This is a genomic window from Aliiglaciecola sp. LCG003 (assembly GCF_030316135.1).
Classification (GTDB): Bacteria; Pseudomonadota; Gammaproteobacteria; order Enterobacterales; family Alteromonadaceae; genus Aliiglaciecola.
On sequence record NZ_CP128185.1, the window covers coordinates 1,250,742 to 1,268,197 of the forward strand.

Below are 17,456 nucleotides of genomic sequence, written 5' to 3' on the forward strand. Positions count from 1 at the left end.
AGAACATGTGTGGAATAGCCGGCATTTTTCATTTGTCTGATCAAACCAATATAGATCCAAATTTGATCGCACAAATGAATGATAGACAAATTCACCGCGGCCCAGATGCAGGCGATTACTTTTTCGATCCCGGCGTGGCTTTAGCCCATCGCCGTTTATCTATTATTGATTTGGAAGGTAGCCCTCAACCTATGTTGAGTGCCGATAAACGAGCTTGCGTAGTATTCAATGGTGAAATCTACAACTACAAAGAGCTGCACAAAGAACTCACCGCCAAAGGGTACACATTTAATACTCACGGCGACACAGAAACCATTCTAAATGCTTATTTGGAGTGGGGCGAAGATTGTGTGCACAAGTTACGAGGCATGTTTGCCTTTGCGATTTGGGACAGACAAAAAGAAACCTTATTTATTGCACGGGATCGACTGGGCATTAAACCGTTCTTCTACAGTTTACTGCCCAGCGGCGAGTTTATTTTTGGCTCAGAGCTCAAGGTTATTACCGCTCATCCTGGTTTTGACAAAACCCTACGTAACACCACCATCGAAGATTATTTTAGTTTAGGCTATGTGCCAGAGCCGCACACTATCTATCATCACGCTTATAAAATGGAACCAGGTCATACCCTTACATTGCACAAAGGTGATAAAGGCCTAGCCAGCACTAAGGAATATTGGGATGTGCCTGTGGGTTATGAGCATCCTCTTGAACAAAGTGAAATTGATCAGCAACTGATAGAGCGCTTTAAAGAAGCAGTTGATATTCGCATGGTTGCCGATGTGCCTCTTGGTTCGTTTTTATCCGGCGGGGTAGACTCCAGTGCCGTTGTTGCCATGATGTCCCAATTGCAAACGGATCCGGTGAATACCTGCGCGATTGGCTTTGATGTCAAAGAATTTAACGAAACCGAATATGCCCAGATGGTTGCGGATCGATACAAAACCAATCATCGGGTAGAAGTGGTGGGGCAAGATGATTTTGATTTAGTTGACCAACTGGCTAACTTGTACGATGAGCCTTATGCCGATAGTTCAGCGATTCCGACCTACAGAGTGTGTCAACTAGCCCGCAAGCACGTTACGGTGGCTTTGTCTGGGGACGGCGGTGATGAGCTCTTTGCTGGCTACAGCCGTTATCGCATGCATCAGGCAGAAGAGAAAATTCGTAACCTGTTACCTCTAGGATTACGCAAGCCGTTGTTTGGTCCCTTGGGCAAGTTGTACCCTAAAGCCGATTGGGCGCCTAAGTTTTTGCGGGCCAAAACTACCTTTCAATCTATGGCGATGGACACAGTTGAAGGCTATCACAACACCATGAGTATTCTACGCTCTGATGACCGTGCCAAGTTATTTTCGCAGGATTATAAAGACAGCTTGAATGGCTACTCTTCGCTGGAAGTGTTTCGCAAACATGGTGACAAAGTAAAGCATTTAGACGAAACGAAGATCGCTCAATATATTGATATGAAAACCTATTTGGTTGGTGATATTCTGACTAAAGTCGATCGTGCGTCCATGGCACATTCTCTAGAAGTTCGAGTACCTATTATTGATCACAAATTTGTTGAATGGGCGTTTAATGTACCTACCAACAAAAACCTCGCCAATGGTGTAGGTAAATTGTCTTTCAAGAAAGCCTTAGAGCCGCATTTGCCCCATGATGTGTTGTACCGAAAGAAAATGGGCTTTGCCGTACCTTTGGCAACTTGGTTTCGTGGTCCCCTTAAAGAACGTTTGTATGATGGCGTTTTATCTAAGCAAATGACGGAATCAGGCTATTTTAACCCAACCCGTTTAAGACGTCTGATAGATGACCATGTTTCTGGTCGTCGAGACAATAGTGCATCTTTGTGGACCTTGATGATGTTTGAAGCCTTTTTACGCCAGCAGAAGGTGCAGTAACTCGTGAAGATCATGCATATCTTGGATCATTCAATTCCGCTGCATAGCGGCTACACCTTTCGTACTCGCTCGATTTTAAATCAGCAACGGGCAAGAGGCTGGGAAACCTGTCACGTGACCAGCGCTAAGCAAGGCGCATGTGAATCCGCCATTGAAGAAGTTGATGGATTAACCTTTTATCGCACTACACCGCCAAAGGGATGGTCCAGCAAATTACCGGTATTGAATCAGTTATCATTGGTTAACCCGCTAAGAGATCGGTTGTTGGAAGCCATTGAACAAGAAAAACCAGATATTTTACATGCCCATTCCCCAGCTCTAAATGGACTGGCAGCACTTAAAGCTGCCAAGAAAACCGGCTTACCCTTGGTGTATGAAATTCGTGCCTTTTGGGAAGATGCCGCGGTTGATCACGGTACCTGTAAAGAAGATGACTTACGTTATCGGCTAACTCGAAAAATGGAGACCTTTGTGGTCAAGCGCGCCGATGCGGTCACCACCATTTGTGAAGGGTTAAGACAAGACCTGCGCTCTAGAGGCATTGCGGATAGCAAGATAACGGTAATACCAAATGCGGTAAACATAGAGCAGTTCGAAATTATAAACCAGCGTGACGCAGCATTAGAAAGTCAGTATCAATTAAACGACAAAGTGGTTTTAGGCTTTTTAGGCTCTTTTTATGGTTATGAAGGCCTGGATCTAATCGTACAATCTATGCCCGAAATATTAAAAACCCTGCCCAATGCAATGTTCCTATTAGTGGGAGGCGGCCCGCAAGAAGCCAATTTAAAGGCACAAATTCAACACTTAGGTCTGCAAAATTATGTGATCATGCCGGGCCGTGTACCTCATGGGGAGGTGGGGCGTTACTATAGCTTAGTGGACTTACTAATCTATCCGCGCAAACCTATGCGTTTAACTGAGTTGGTGACACCACTGAAACCTTTAGAGGCAATGGCGCAAGGTAAGCTTGTGTTGGCGTCCGATGTAGGCGGCCATAAAGAATTGATCGAAAACGGTAAAACCGGCTGGTTGTTCGAAAGTGGCAAGCCTGAATCCTTAGCCAGTGCCGCTATCGATATTTTGCAGAATCGCGATAGTTGGCCAGAGATGATCCAACAAGGGCGCAAATTTGTTACTGACGTGCGTAACTGGAAAAATTCTGTGGCCAATTATCAAGGGATCTATGACTCTTTGATGAGCAAGTCAAAATGAAACGGCTAAGAATTGTGGTGGTCAGTTCACTGTTTCCCAGCTCAGTGCGCAAACAGTCGGGTTTGTTTGTGCGGGAAAGAATGTTTCGAGCCACCCAATTTGCCGATATAGAAGTGGTGAGCCCGGTGCCATGGTTTCCTGGGCAGGGCTTGATCAGTCTCTTTAAACCCAATTATAGGCCTATGCCAGCTGAGCTCGAAATTCAAAATGGCATTAAGGTGCACTATCCGCGCTTTTTCTCTATCCCAGGCATATTGCGTAAGCTCGATGGGCAAATGATGGCGGGCGCTATATACAAAGTGCTAAAGAAACTCGACGCAGAGAATCCCATTGACGTAATTGATAGCCACTTCACTTATCCTGATGGGTTGGCGGCGAGCCAAGCGGGTCAGAAACTGGGCAAACCAGTGACGATTACCTTACGAGGAACCGAGCTTTCTCACAGTTTAGATCAAGATAAAAAGCCATTGTTGCTGCAAGCCTGGCAACAAGCCGATCACATGATTTGTGTGTCAGAATCTTTGAAACAACTTGCTGTTGGTTTAGGTGCTGATGAACGCAAATTTACCGTAGTGGGCAATGGTGTTGATACGCAAAAATTTAATCCGTTACCTAAGTTAGACGCCCGCAAAGACTTAAATATCAGCGCGGATGCAAAGGTGATGATTACCGTAGGTGGTTTGGTCAAACGTAAAGGCTTTCATCGGGTGATTGCCTGTATGCCAGAGCTACTTCAAATCCACCCAAATCTGGTATATTTGATAGTCGGCGGTGCCAGCGCCGAGGGCAATATTGAACAGGAACTACGCCAGCAAGCCAGTGCCCTAGGTCTGAGCGATCGGGTTAAATTCTTGGGGTCATTACCCCCTGAACAACTCAGTGTGCCGTTATCAGCCGCGGATGTATTCGTGTTATCCACCGCCAATGAAGGTTGGGCTAATGTTATTCTTGAAAGCATGGCTTGTGGTACACCTGTTGTTGCCACTGATGTGGGTGGGAATAAAGAGGTAATAGCCAATCCACAAGTCGGCACTATAGTGCCGTTTGATGATCATGAAAAACTCCAGCACGCCATTGCTGATGCATTGACTAAGGAGTGGGATGAGGTCGTTATTAAAGACTATGCACAGGCAAACCACTGGGATAATCGCATGCAAAAGCTTCGCGATATCTTTTTCACATTGCAGCAAGGATAGGAGTAAGTCGTCACTATGGGCAGTCTATATACCAAACTCGTATCTAAGGTTTTGTTTCCGTTACATGAGAAACTGAAAAAACATGACACTGTGGCGATCCGCAAATCACTCGAAGCCAGCCAATGGCTGGACCGAGAGACACTGAAAAATAACCAGGCCCAGCGACTGCAGGATTTTATCCAGAAGATTTATCAACACGTTCCTTATTATCGCCAGTTATTTGATGGCCTGGGTCTAAGCCCTGATGATATTCAAACACCTGCTGATTTGGTTAAGTTACCCTTTCTCGACAAAAACACTATTTCGGATAACTTTGAGCAGCTGAAATCTGATATTGCTGGTGAGTTGTCACGCTTTAATACGGGTGGCTCCAGCGGTCAACCGCTGATTTTTTTGTTGGGAAATGAGCGCGTTTCCCATGACGTGGCCGAAAAGTGGCGCGCCACTCGCTGGTGGGATGTAGATATCGGCGATAAAGAAATTGTCGCGTGGGGCTCACCTATTGAACTCGGAGCCCAGGATCGGGTACGTTTGGTCCGTGACAGCCTATTTCGCTCTGAATTAATTCCAGCATTTGATATGACTGAAGCCAAGCTTCAATCATTTTTAGATACCATAGTGCAATCCAAACCAAAAATGTTATTCGGTTACCCTTCAGTGTTTGATTTGTTGGCGAAAACCGCCAAGAAAAAGGGCATACGCATGGACAATTTAGGGATTAAAGTCGCCTTTGTCACATCCGAGCGCTTGTATCCTTATCAGCGAGAAAATATTGAAGCCGTGTTTGGTTGCCCGGTTGCTAATGGTTATGGCGGCAGAGACGCTGGATTTATCGCTCATCAATGTCCCCAAGGCGGCATGCATTTGTCTTTTGAAGACATGGTAGTAGAAATTATCGATCCACAAGGGAATCCTCTACCAGCCGGACAATCTGGTGAAATTGTAGTGACCCACATGGGCACCTCTGAATTTCCATTTGTCCGTTATCGCACCGGCGACATCGCAGTCATGTCAGATAAAACCTGCGGGTGTGGGCGTAATTTACCCATGCTTGAGGCCATCGAAGGGCGCAGTACTGATTTTGTGGTTGCAGCTGACGGTACTATTTTGCATGGCCTGTCATTGATTTACATTCTAAGAGATATGGAGTCAGTAGAAGCGTTTAAAATAGTGCAGGAAACCCAACAACACACTCATGTGCAAGTAGTGTCGAAAACGGGCGAGGTGGATCAACAGATGCATGATATTATCTGTGCAGGATTTAAGGCTCGATTGGGCCAACAAGTTGAAATAAGTGTAGAGTCAGTAGCTGAAATTGCCCCAGAAAAATCGGGTAAATATCGATATGTAATTAGCAAGGTAAGTCTGACATGATTGACAGTTTGTATTTGATGATTGATATCGGCGCAATATGCTACGTATTCTGGTGGTCCAGTAATCAGGAAGAAGATTAATGCGCGATCTGTTACTGGTTGGTTTCTTATTTGTTGCGGTGTACTACAGCTTTAAACGGCCTTATTTAGGCCTCGCAGCTTGGGTTTGGATTGCCTTAACCGCTCCGGCTAAATGGGCATATGGTTTCTCCAGTAGTTTCCGCCTGAATTTGACCATAGTAGTTATCACCGCCTTATCCTATCTATTTGTGCAAAAATACAAATCGTGGAAACTGGATACTCTGAGTTTCTGGGTGATCCTGTTTGCCTGTTGGACACTGCTTACCACTGCGTTTAACCAGACTTCTTTCTCTTTTTATGTGTGGGAATATTGGGATCAATTTATCAAAGTGATCCTGTTGTATTTGTTCGTCACCCTGACTATTTATCGTCGCCTACATGTAGATACCTTGGTTTGGGCCATAGTTTTGGCTATTTCGTCCTATGCTGCTATGGAGGCAGTTAAGTTTATGTTGTCTGGCGGAAGTCACAGGATCACGGGCAAAGCCGGTATTATCCAAGACCGTAACGACTTGGCCGTGGCCATCAATATGTGTATTCCGTTAATTCTTTACTTAATTAGCGTGACAAAAAATGTGATGGTCAGAAAGGGGCTAAATATATTAGTCGCGCTTAATATCTTGGCCATAATAGGTACCTATTCCCGCGGTGGATTTATTGGTCTATTGATTTTAGGCGCCGTGTTTTGGTGGGGCTCTAAGCGCAAAATGTTGTACGGTGTGCTGGCGGCAATCGCGATACCGCTGTTCTTTGCGTTTGCACCAGGGGAGTGGAAAGAGCGACAAAATACTGTAAGTACCGCAGCACAAAAAGATGGCTCTTTTATTGGTAGGCTGTGGGCGTGGAAAATCTCTACTTTAATCGCCATGGACTACCCCTTGACCGGTGGGGGATTCCACGCGGTGAAAGATCAATCTCTATGGAATTATTATGCCCCGATGACGCCACATTTTGGGCCAATAGAAACCCCCGAAATCCCCAAAGATTTGGGGGCCAAGGCGGCGCATAATATTTATATGCAAGTGTTGGGGGATCACGGCTTTGCTGGTTTGTTTATTTTCTTGATGATAATGCTCAGCACCATTAGGGTTAACTTTAAGAATAGAAAGTGGGCAATCAATAATAAAGAGCAGTGGTTGGTGGATTTATCTAACGCATTGACATTAACCTTGGTTGGATACTGTATTACCGGCGGGAATGTAAGCTTGGCGTATTTCGATCTGTTTTATACGATAGTCGGACTGGTTAGCGCAATCTCTATACATATAGTACGTAAGAAAGTCGCGTTGAGCGCAGATATGGCCTTGAGTGTTCAAAAGAATCAAAATCGGAATATATGAGTTTGTATGATCAAATTAAACATCGAATTTTTCAAAATTATTAAACTAGGAAGTTTGCTAGCCTTGTGCTTATTTCCCGTTGCTGAGGCCTTTGCGGCGGCAGATTGTATGAAGATGGGCTGGCGTCGTGGTAAGCCATTTGATTACTATGCGGCGGAAACGAGACAAAGCACTGGTACTTATCGTGGAGGCTTACTGTACTTAGTAGAGTCAGCACATTTCACTAAAAAAGTAAGGCGTCTGGTGGAAGGGAATACCAGTAAGCAGCCCGGCGATTTGCTATTTGTACTGGGTTCTATTCCTAATCATCCTGTTGCGCTGGATGCCTATGCACGATATGAGCATGAATGGAATAATTCGCCGACGTTTCGCCAGCGCATGGACACCGAAGAGCCCAAATACGATGCAGGATGTTTTTTTGAAAGAGCAGCGCGGATTTATACTAAAGATGCCTCTACCTATTTAACTTGGGGTATTTATCATCATCGAAAAGGTCAGTACCAGCAATCACTGGAGAAATTTCTAAAAGCTTGGGATTTAGCGCCGGAATCTGCCGAAGTGGCTTATAACGTCGGTTTAGCCTATACAGAGGTAAATGATTTGCCGAATGCCAAAAAGTTTGCTGAAAAAGCCTATGCCATGGGATATCCGTTGGCGGGACTAAAAAATAAAATTGCCGAATTAGAAAAAGCACAATAACTCAGGAGTAAGGGTAGTGGCTAAATTATTGTTGTCAGGAGGTTGCTTGCGCGCCAATGGGTTTGAATTGGGCGAAGGCAAATACTATGGCAAAGCCAGCCTAGTTAAATTGGACTTAGACAGTGGAGAATTTGAAACCATACTGGCAAAGGAAGAGGGAGGGGAGCACTATCCGGCTGAAAACCCAAATTTGCAATTTACTGCAGGGAGTGTGGTAGGGGATACGCTTTGGCTACCAACTGACACTGAAGTTCACCAATATAGTTTGCCTGATTTACAGCTGAAAAGTGTCTATTCTCATCCTTGTTTTCACAATATTCATTCTGTGCATGTGATTGATAATGAATTAGTCGCCTCTTCAACCGGGCTAGATAACGTGGTGGTAATGGCCATCAACACGGGCGCGATTAAGCGGATTATCAATACTCAGGGTAAAGATCCTTGGCATCGATTTGACCAAAATACTGATTACCGTCTAGTGCATTCCACGCGTCCCCATGACAGCCACCCTAATTACGTGTTCAAGGTGGGTGAACAGCTTTGGGCAACTCGCTGTACTCAAGAAGATGCAGTAAACCTTGCTGATCCAACTGACCGAATTGATATTAGCATGGGCGCTGATGTAAGTGTTCACGATGGTATTTGCTGGGGTGACAAATTAGTCTTTACCCGCGTCGATGGTGCTTTAGTGTTTTGTGATCCGGCAAAACGCCAAGTGATTGAAACCTTTGACCCCTTTGGGAATGCATTGAATCGCCCTATGGGCTGGTGTCGTGGATTACACATAGACGGTGATATTTTTTATATCGGTTATTCAAAATTACGTAAAACCAACCTTAAGTCAAAAATAAAGTTTCTTAGCAAAGGCAACTTTAAATACTCTTCGGGTAATAACTCACTAGTGGTGGCATTAAATATTAAAACCCGCAAAGTGGAGAGAATATACACCTCACCAGAAGGGACGATCGACGCCATTTACGGCATCATGCCATTTAACTATGAATGATGTGGTTAGGACCAATACGCTATTCAGCATAATTTGGTCGATTCTGTCAAAATGGAGCTCAAAGCTTATTGGGATGGTCAGTACTATTGTACTGGCTAGACTGCTGACGCCGGCTGATTTTGGTATTATTGCCATGGCAACCATAGTGGTTGCTCTGTTAGAGTCTATGACTCAAGCGGGCTTGAATCTATATATATTACGCTACAAAGAGCATGATGAGCGGGTATTTAATACGGCTTGGACAGTGGGGATCATTCAAGCTTTTTGTGTGGCGATCCCTTTACTGATAGCTGCACCATGGATAGCCGATTTTTACGCACAACCGGTGCTGACTGAAGTTATTTATTGTTTGGCGCTAGTACGAATTATTCAAGGACTAAACAACTTTGGGGTGTTCATTGCGCAAAAACAAATGAACTTCAAAGTGGATTTTGTGCTCACCCTTTACACCCGTTTAATTTACCTAGCCTCAACTATTTTCTTTGCTTGGTATTTGCAAAGCTTTTGGGCATTGGTGTTTGGCCAATTGATATCCTCTGTTGCAGGCTGCTTGATTAGCTACTGGGTTCACCCTTATCGTCCTAAACTTAGCCTATACAATTGGCGGGATTTATTGAAGTATTCTAAATCTACCGTACCTTTGAGTATTGGCCGTTATATCAATAATCAAGCTGATGTAGCCGTAGTAGGGCGGGTAGCATCGGCAGAATTTTTGGGGCTGTATCATATTGCGGTGAATTTAGCGGGTCTATTCACCAAAGAACTGTTGATGCCAGTAATAAGAGGACTGATCCCGAATCTTTCCGTGCTGCGAGAAAGTGCTAATTTTAAAGCTATATTATTAACCACCTTTGCCGCTGCGGTTTATGTGTTCTTGCCTGTAGGTGTGGGCTTGTCGCTGGTGGCGCCTGAGTTCGTTGCTGTGTTGCTAGGTGATAAATGGTTAAGTGTGACGCCAATGTTAGCGTGGTTTAGTTTATACGCCATGATTGGCGGCATGATGATGTTTTTCAGTGAACAGTTTTTGGTGATGATGGAGCGCGAATCCTTGTCGAATGGCTTGATGTGGTTTCGAAATCTAGTCTTGCTTTCAACCATTGCTATCACCCTGATATATTTCGATGTAAAAGACTTGCCCCAAGCGCTATTTTGGAGTGTTCTTGCGGTGCTACCGGTTATCTTGATAAGTATAAGCCGTGCTTTGGAATTATCTCTGTTCAAAATTTTACATAGCTGGTGGCCAGCATTGCTTTCAGCGGCCTTAATGGCATTATCGATTTACTACTTTCCGGCCCTGAGTTGGCCACTATTTATTATGTTGATTTTAAAAGTTGTTTGCGGGGCGTTGGTATACGCGCTGTCATTGATATTACTGTATATTGTGCGCGGTAGACCCACAGATTCGTTAGAAGGTGCGGTGTTTGATAAAATTCCTGGAGCAGGTATGCTCCGTAAATCTCAACCATAGAAAAGTTTAAAGGCGGGAAGGTGTGCAAACAATGACACAGTGGCAGCAAATTTCACAAATTGGCGGTAAGCAAGGGTATATCGATTTGAGTGGTAATACTCAAATGGTTGATGATGAACGCGGCACTTTGGTATTGCACGGTTATAGCTTTATTGATGACAAACCGGCAGACGCTGAAACCCTATTAGGCGCGCTGATCGTGGCCGATTCTTTGGATTCTTTCTACGCTCGTTTAAGTGGCCAGTATTGGATGGCGATTCAATTGAGCAATCAGCCCCTGACCTTGCTTGGCGATCATATTGGTGCGACACCCTGCTATTACCATGTAGACGATGGAAAAGTGTTTGTGAGCTCATCACTTAAACACATCAAAGCCCGTGAAGATGTGTCTGTTGAAATTAACAAGCAGGCATTGTACAACTACATTTATTTCCACTGTATTCCAGCCCCAACGACTATTTATCTTAATAGCTATAAACTTGAACCGGGTAAAGCCGTGCATATCGAGGCCGGTCAACCACGGGCAGAGCTGTTATATTCGCCTGAATTCAGTACTGCATTAGCCGATAAACCTGCCGCCTTAAAACAGTGTTTAGATACCATTGAGCATGCGGTGGATTCTCACGCTACTGGTCAGGTGGGCGCGTTTTTAAGCGGTGGGCTAGATAGTTCTACCGTGGCGGGTATGTTAGCCAAAAATCAGCCACAGCAGGCCAGAACCTTTTCAATTGGCTTTGAAGTAGAAGGCTATGATGAAACCGAATATGCACTGCTAACCGCTAAGCATTTTAACACCGACCACAAGGTGTTGTATTTGAAGCCGGAAGAAGCAGAGAAAGAATTTGTTAAGGTGGCCCAGTACTTTGATGAGCCCTTTGGTAACTCATCGGCGATGGCCGCTTATTTTTGTGCTACCTTTGCCAAAAATGCAGGCATTGAAGTGCTCTTGGCTGGAGACGGTGGTGATGAACTGTTTGCTGGTAATGAACGTTATGCCAAACAAAAAGTGTTCGAGCACTATAACCGTTTACCCAGTGCGCTAGGCGATATCAGCAACATACTGTTCAACAACGGACTGACCCGCAAAATTCCCGGCTTGCAAAAGGTTGCCAGTTATTTGAATCAGGCACGAGTGCCTTTGCCAGCTCGCTTGCAAACCCATAATTTTGTTAATCAGTTAGGTGTGGAGAATATTTTTCCAGCGGCTTTTCTGGCTCAGGTTGACACCCATGTTCCCGAGCAGCAACTAAAACAGCGTTTTGACGAATGTAAAAGTAAGCATCCAGTTGATGGAATGCTCTATCTAGATTGGAAATTCACCCTTGCTGATAACGATCTGGTTAAAGTCAACAAAATGTGTGAATTGGCCGGTGTAGAAGTACGTTTCCCGCTGCTAGATAAACAACTAGTTGATTTTAGTTGCACTATCCCTGCCGATGAGAAATTGCCCGGGGGTGAGCTGCGCGACTTCTATAAAAAGTCCTGTAAAGGCTTCCTCGCCGATGAAACTTTGAGCAAAAGCAAGCATGGTTTTGGTTTGCCGTTTGGGGTGTGGATGAAAGAAAACGCAGCGCTCAAAGAGTTAACCATCACCACGTTGAATCAATTTAAGCAGCGTAATATTGTCAATGCCAGTTTGATCGAACAGGCAATGGACGCTCACAACAGCGTGCATACCGGCTATTTTGGTGAGCTTATCTGGATCATGGTGGTGTTAGAGCTGTGGTTACAAAAAGAGGCAGCAGATTTTAGTGCATAGTCTATTAAGCGTTGCTAATAGCTTACTGAGCGGCAATAAACTCAGTATATTAATCTATCACCAAGTGCTAGAAGCGTTCGACCCTATGCGGCCCTATGAAGTGACGGCAGAGGTGTTTGATTGGCATATGGCGTTAATCAGTCGCTACTTCACACCGATCAGTTTAACCGATGCGGCTAAGTATCTTGAGCAGGGCAAGCTACCTGACAAGGCTATCTGTGTCACCTTTGATGATGGCTACTTAAACAACTTAACTGTTGCTCAACCCATTCTCGCTAAATATAAGATACCGGCGACTGTATACGTGGCAACTGCCTTTACCGAAGGTGCCGATATGTGGAATGACCGAGTGTTGGATTTGTTCAACGATGCACAATTGAGCTCTTTAATCATAGAAGGCGAAAGCGTCACGCTAGGAGATTGGGAAAAGCGTAACCAGTTAGCCGCAGCGCAATTAATGCGTCTTAAATATTTGCCGATTGATGAACGCCTAGCAGGGGTTCAGAAGCTTTATGATGACAACAACCTAGCCGAACCTACACCAAGAATGATGAATGCCCAGCAAGTTAAACAACTCGCCGATTGCGGGGTTGAGATAGGTGGGCATACGGTTAATCACCCGATCCTAAAAGTGCTGTCACCCGAACAACAATTTGATGAAGTCAGTCGCTGCAAAGCTCAATTAGAGCAGTGGACCGGCAAACCGGTTAAGCACTTCGCATACCCCAATGGCTCTTACGGTAAAGATTTAACCGACGAGACCGTCGAGTTGGTGAAAAAAGCCGGTTATGAAACAGCCGTTGTCACCGATTGGGGTACATCATCACCCGGTGACGATTTACTCAGACTCAAACGATTCACCCCCTGGGATAGCTCAGCATGGAAGTTTCATGCTAGGTTGGTGAAAAGCCGCTTAACAATTTAGCATGAATTTCGACATGTTTTATATTTAGTCGTTACTAAATAATCTATAACTTATTTACCGAAGGAGCACCAATGATCTCCAAAATAAAGGGATTTAATGGGATTAGAGCATTGGCAGCCCTAACTGTAGTGTTTACCCATATTGGTGCCTATCGATTTTTAGAACATCACAACTATATATCGCGGGAATTAATCCAAAGCTTCGATGGTAGTGCCGGTGTGCAGGCATTTTTTATTCTTAGCGGTTTCTTAATTACTTATCTATTAGTAAAGGAATACCATAGAACTGGGACAGTATCCCTATATAATTTTTACTTGCGTAGAACTCTGCGGATATTCCCGCTTTATTTCCTAGTGGTTTTTCTCATTGGTATTCTGCACTTTTTTGGTTCTGGTGTAACCAATGGTGAGTCAATCTTATTTTCAATATTTTACATCTACAATTTTATACCGAAAGAGTGGTATTCATCTGTATTAGGTCATACTTGGTCGCTAGCTGTTGAAGAGCACTTCTATCTGATATGGCCATTTGTTTTTATCACTATGGCTAAATACCCTTCCAAATTAGTAAAATATTTAGTGATGTTTATTGGGATTTCGATAATCTCCAATATTGTGTTGCAATCTATTGAGTATGTACGTCAATCATTTTTCATTGGACGTTTTTCATTCATTGCAGGGGCGAATATCGCTTATGGCTGTATACTCGCATTAGCAATTTCATCAAGTGTCAGAAGAAAAAGTGTCGAAAGGATTTTAGCATCTTCCTGGCTTCTAATATTGGGCCTACTGCTATGGCAATGTGCTCTTTGGCTGCCTAAATTGCAATATTTACCTTCCGTTTATATAAGAGGGGTTGGGTTAGCCATTTGTATTGCTTGGATTTTTCTCAATCAAAGTTCCTTGCTGGTTAGAGTATTAGAGTTTCGGCCTTTAAATTACTTAGGTGAAGTCTCATATGGTATTTATATGTATCAAGGTTTTTATCTTGCCACGGGGCCATATAGAGCAGCAGGTCAAACGTGGCCGATTTCCCAAGAGATTGGTTTGGTATTGTTGGTGATTACAGTACCTATTTCCTTTCATTTATTCGAGAGACCTATAACTAAACTTAAAAGGAAATGGCAGAAAGATTGTTAGTTGCCTTCTCTGATAAAATGCTCATTAAGTTGGGCTAAATCTACTCTGTATATCTCTATCGCAGTATTAGGCTGCTGTGTGTATGTCTCAAATATCTTGTTGAATACCTTAGGAAATCTATCAACCATGTTTAGTGCAGGATCATTCATACGAGCAAATTTGCCAAAGGTGACCAAATACTCGGTATTGTACTTCAACATGCGCTCGATACTTTGCTGGTTGTTCGGGTCATTAAGTAATGGGATAGAACGGCGTTGCAATGTGTGGGGTAATACGCCCCAGTCCACAGTTGCGACTACAGCGTTCTTGGGGATTTCTATATCTACAAAGCCTTTTAGAGCACTTATTGCTGAGGATTCATCTCGAAACTTGTCTGTTTGCTCAACATGCCTAAGTAAATTAGGTGAGGCCAACACCAACAATGCACTAACGAGTAATAATGCTCCTGTTTGAGCAGGGCGTTTTAACTTTCCTAACCAAGCAAAGTTGACGCATTTATATATACCAAATCCCATCATCACTATTATGAAAGGCAGCATAGGTATCCAATAGCGATATACGATGTGTAATGTTTTAGTCAGTAATATATCTTTACCAATGAACGCCATAGACAGTCCAACATAAAGTAACTCTAATTTATTTGCTCGTTTTGCCCAAGGCCCTAATCCCAAAGCTACTAAAACGAGCATAACGACTGTTATGACGTGGCGGTTTAGGGTACTCAAACCGCCATACCATGACTCAAACAGAGCGCCGAAAAACATACTGGTACGTAATAATGGAAACTGCCAAGCAGCTTCGACACTCTCGGCTGACGCATCGCCAGGTAAGCCCTTAGCGTAGATGCTTAACCCTTTTAAACCAAAAAAGTAACCGTTGGCCATATTAAACGTATCAGGGGTATGAGCAAAATAATTCCTAGCTGTCCAAAGTATAAAAGGTAAACAAACCAATCCGCCTATGACCAGCATTTTCGATATAGATAGTTTGAGTGTGTCGCGGTTGTGCTGAAAAGCATGGATAAGCAGCGCCAAACCTAGTGCAGCGCAAAAGAATAAGCCCTGCAAGCGCACTAGTGACGAGAAGGCTACAAGGGCACAACACAGGAATAAAAATTTACGTTGCCCGCTCATATCATATTTCCGCCAGCACAATAATGCAGCCATGGAAACGGTTAAGAATAACGAGTCAGAAATAAGCGCATAAAAATAGAGCATGAAAATGCTACTAGTGAGCACGAAAAATGGAGTGAAAAAACCAATCACACCGTATTTTTCGACTGAAAAATAGCGGCTGATTATCCATATTCCGAGTATTGAGATAACACCAATAAAACCTTGTAGGAACCAGAAATCTTCGCCAAACAATGCTAAAGGCAACATAATTGCTATTGATGTACCGGGATAATACTGCAAATTAGGCTGGAAATTGAACCAATACTCCTGATGCTGCAACATATTGGTTGCGGTTCCCAAGTATATGCCAGAGTCAGGATATTGAAGCCAGAGAGAAGGGATGGTAAATAGCAATATGGCACTTATGATCAAGAGCATAATAATTTGAATTGATGATGGTTTTTTTACCACTGTTGTAGCCCTAAACATTTATTTTCCATTTCAACGGCTTGAGTACCACACTGTTTGTGGATAACGCACTGAGACCATTTCTGTGTGCTTTGAATTTTGAGATTTTCGTCACTAATCTAATCCGTTAGATAAATAATTCTGGTCAAAATACCATTAATAAGAGTTAACTCAAACCTGATTAACTCGATTCAAAAAGCTTTTCTTATGATATTAATTTTTTAACTTTGTTTAATCTTCATCTCGTTACACTTTAACAGAATAAAGTGTTAGATTTGCACACAATTTATATCTATGTAATCACAATATTGAGAGGGAAAGAGTGTCAAAAGCTGGGGCATTAAAAATTCTTAGTAATGCAAAATATTTATATATGGCATTACTAATGTCGCAAGGATTGCGTTTCGTTTATATGCTCATTTTAGCTAGGCTTCTGGGTGCTGAGCTATATGGGCTTTATACATACGGGCAATCTTGGTATTTGATGTTCTTGCCCCTTACCGGTCTTGGGTTGGGCGCCATGTTATCCAGGGAAGTGGGAAAAAGGAATGCCAACACTTCGCAGATAGTGAATCTAGTAGCTACAATTCGGATTGTAGCAGTCTTGGCGGTGGCGGCCATTTCAATGTTAACTGGTTTAATAGTCGCCGAAAATAGTTTTATTGCGTCACTGTTGCTGGTTTTTTCCTTTGCCTTGATCGGAAAAGCTATGGTTATGTGGGCAAACCAAATGTTTCAAGCATTTGAGTCAACTCAATTAGTTTTTAAGATAGAACGAGTTTTTAAACCTTGTGAGATAGCAATTAGTATTGTTGTTGCGATATTGACTGAGAACATATTATTAGTTGCCGTTGTTCATGCCTTTGCTCAGATCGCTCAAGGTTTAGTAAGTGTCTATCTGGCCAATAAAAATCTGCAGAAAGTATCTCTTCTTTGGCATCCGAAGCTGATGATTTCAACTGTAGTAGGTCTGTTTCCTCTTGCGATAGCTGTTTTTGCGGGGCAATTCCTATTTTACGGTCCAATTGTGTTGGTAAAAAGATCGTTTAGTTCTGCCAGCGATTTAGGTAATTTTTCGCTGTTGATTCAATTGTTTATTGTCATCATTGCTTTATTTTCATCAATAACAAGCGCAGCCTTGCCAGCCTTGAGCCGATCCGCTTCAAGCAATCGTAATAATTTGAATTTGTTCAGTCGAATAGCTATCTATGTGTCATGCATATTCGGAATTTTTCTATACATTGCGTCTTCATTGTTCGGTGAAAAACTACTTGTTTTAGCGTTTGGTCACAAGTTCATTTTAGCAGGTCATTACTTAGCACTGATGATGCTGGTGCTAATACCCGCGACACTTACTAATTTACTAAATAGTGTTCAAATTTCACTAGAGCACAACGTAAAGGTATTAATTACTAACCTTTTGGGTGCAGCCACCTTGGTATTGAGCTTACCTTGGTTTGTTGCACAATATGGTTTAGCGGGCGCTATATTTAGTCTGCAAGCAGCTTTCTTAGTTTCAGCGTCAATAGGTGTGATTTTCTTAACCAGAGAGCTTGTAATATCAATCAAAGACGCCCTTGTGGTGCCTGCTATGCTATTAGGTATATTTGCACTGATATATTGGTTTGGCGTGAGTATTGAGCAAACTGAAATTGCTATGTTGGTTGGAGGGATGTGTTCAATTATAATTTTATGGTTTGTAGGGCTGAATTCAAAAGAGCGAAAATCTGTCAAATACAGATTTTCTAAGTTAAAGTTTTAACTCAGA

The 17,456-nt window shown here is 43.1% G+C and carries 13 protein-coding genes; 12 read left to right on the forward strand and 1 reads right to left on the reverse strand.

Annotated features, from left to right (window positions below; translation table 11 throughout):
- The first annotated feature begins 5 nt into the window (after window positions 1-5).
- The 11 genes from QR722_RS05255 to QR722_RS05305 all read left to right on the forward strand — a co-directional run bounded on the left by QR722_RS05255 (window position 6) and on the right by QR722_RS05305 (window position 14,105).
- A complete protein-coding gene (locus QR722_RS05255) occupies window positions 6-1,904 on the forward strand; it encodes an XrtA/PEP-CTERM system amidotransferase (RefSeq protein WP_286285953.1) in 1,899 nt (632 codons plus the stop codon).
- Between the two features lie 12 nt (window positions 1,905-1,916).
- Complete coding sequence (locus QR722_RS05260; protein WP_286287565.1) at window positions 1,917-3,119, forward strand: TIGR04063 family PEP-CTERM/XrtA system glycosyltransferase; 1,203 nt, start codon at window positions 1,917-1,919, stop codon at window positions 3,117-3,119.
- Entirely contained in the window at window positions 3,116-4,315 is a 1,200-nt protein-coding gene (locus tag QR722_RS05265; protein ID WP_286285955.1) for a glycosyltransferase, read from the forward strand. The genes QR722_RS05260 and QR722_RS05265 overlap by 4 nt, the downstream gene beginning before the upstream one ends.
- A gap of 15 nt (window positions 4,316-4,330) precedes the next feature.
- On the forward strand, window positions 4,331-5,689 hold the full coding sequence (locus QR722_RS05270; protein WP_286285956.1) for a phenylacetate--CoA ligase family protein: 1,359 nt from the start codon (window positions 4,331-4,333) through the stop codon (window positions 5,687-5,689).
- A gap of 79 nt (window positions 5,690-5,768) precedes the next feature.
- Window positions 5,769-7,109 (forward strand): putative O-glycosylation ligase, exosortase A system-associated, encoded by a 1,341-nt coding sequence (locus QR722_RS05275; protein WP_286285957.1) that lies wholly within the window; start codon window positions 5,769-5,771, stop codon window positions 7,107-7,109.
- A gap of 6 nt (window positions 7,110-7,115) precedes the next feature.
- Window positions 7,116-7,808 carry a tetratricopeptide repeat protein gene (locus tag QR722_RS05280; RefSeq protein ID WP_286285958.1) on the forward strand — a complete coding sequence of 231 codons (693 nt, stop codon included), beginning with the start codon at window positions 7,116-7,118 and terminating at the stop codon, window positions 7,806-7,808.
- Between the two features lie 16 nt (window positions 7,809-7,824).
- A complete protein-coding gene (locus QR722_RS05285; RefSeq protein WP_286285959.1) occupies window positions 7,825-8,814 on the forward strand; it encodes a hypothetical protein in 990 nt (329 codons plus the stop codon).
- Window positions 8,807-10,282, forward strand: a complete 1,476-nt coding sequence (locus tag QR722_RS05290) for an oligosaccharide flippase family protein (protein WP_286285960.1) — start codon at window positions 8,807-8,809, stop codon at window positions 10,280-10,282. Before QR722_RS05285 ends, QR722_RS05290 begins: the two co-directional genes overlap by 8 nt.
- A 31-nt stretch (window positions 10,283-10,313) precedes the next feature.
- On the forward strand, window positions 10,314-12,041 hold the full coding sequence (locus QR722_RS05295) for an asparagine synthetase B family protein (RefSeq protein ID WP_286285961.1): 1,728 nt from the start codon (window positions 10,314-10,316) through the stop codon (window positions 12,039-12,041).
- A complete protein-coding gene (locus QR722_RS05300; RefSeq protein WP_286285962.1) occupies window positions 12,034-12,966 on the forward strand; it encodes a polysaccharide deacetylase family protein in 933 nt (310 codons plus the stop codon). The genes QR722_RS05295 and QR722_RS05300 overlap by 8 nt, the downstream gene beginning before the upstream one ends.
- Before the next feature lie 71 nt (window positions 12,967-13,037).
- A complete protein-coding gene (locus QR722_RS05305) occupies window positions 13,038-14,105 on the forward strand; it encodes an acyltransferase family protein (protein ID WP_286285963.1) in 1,068 nt (355 codons plus the stop codon).
- Here QR722_RS05305 and QR722_RS05310 read toward each other — a convergent pair.
- Complete coding sequence (locus tag QR722_RS05310) at window positions 14,102-15,562, reverse strand: hypothetical protein (RefSeq protein WP_286285964.1); 1,461 nt, start codon at window positions 15,560-15,562, stop codon at window positions 14,102-14,104. The genes QR722_RS05305 and QR722_RS05310 overlap by 4 nt on opposite strands.
- A gap of 448 nt (window positions 15,563-16,010) precedes the next feature.
- On the opposite strand from QR722_RS05310, the gene QR722_RS05315 reads away from it, so the two are divergent.
- A complete protein-coding gene (locus QR722_RS05315; RefSeq protein WP_286285965.1) occupies window positions 16,011-17,450 on the forward strand; it encodes an oligosaccharide flippase family protein in 1,440 nt (479 codons plus the stop codon).
- Window positions 17,451-17,456 lie beyond the last annotated feature (6 nt).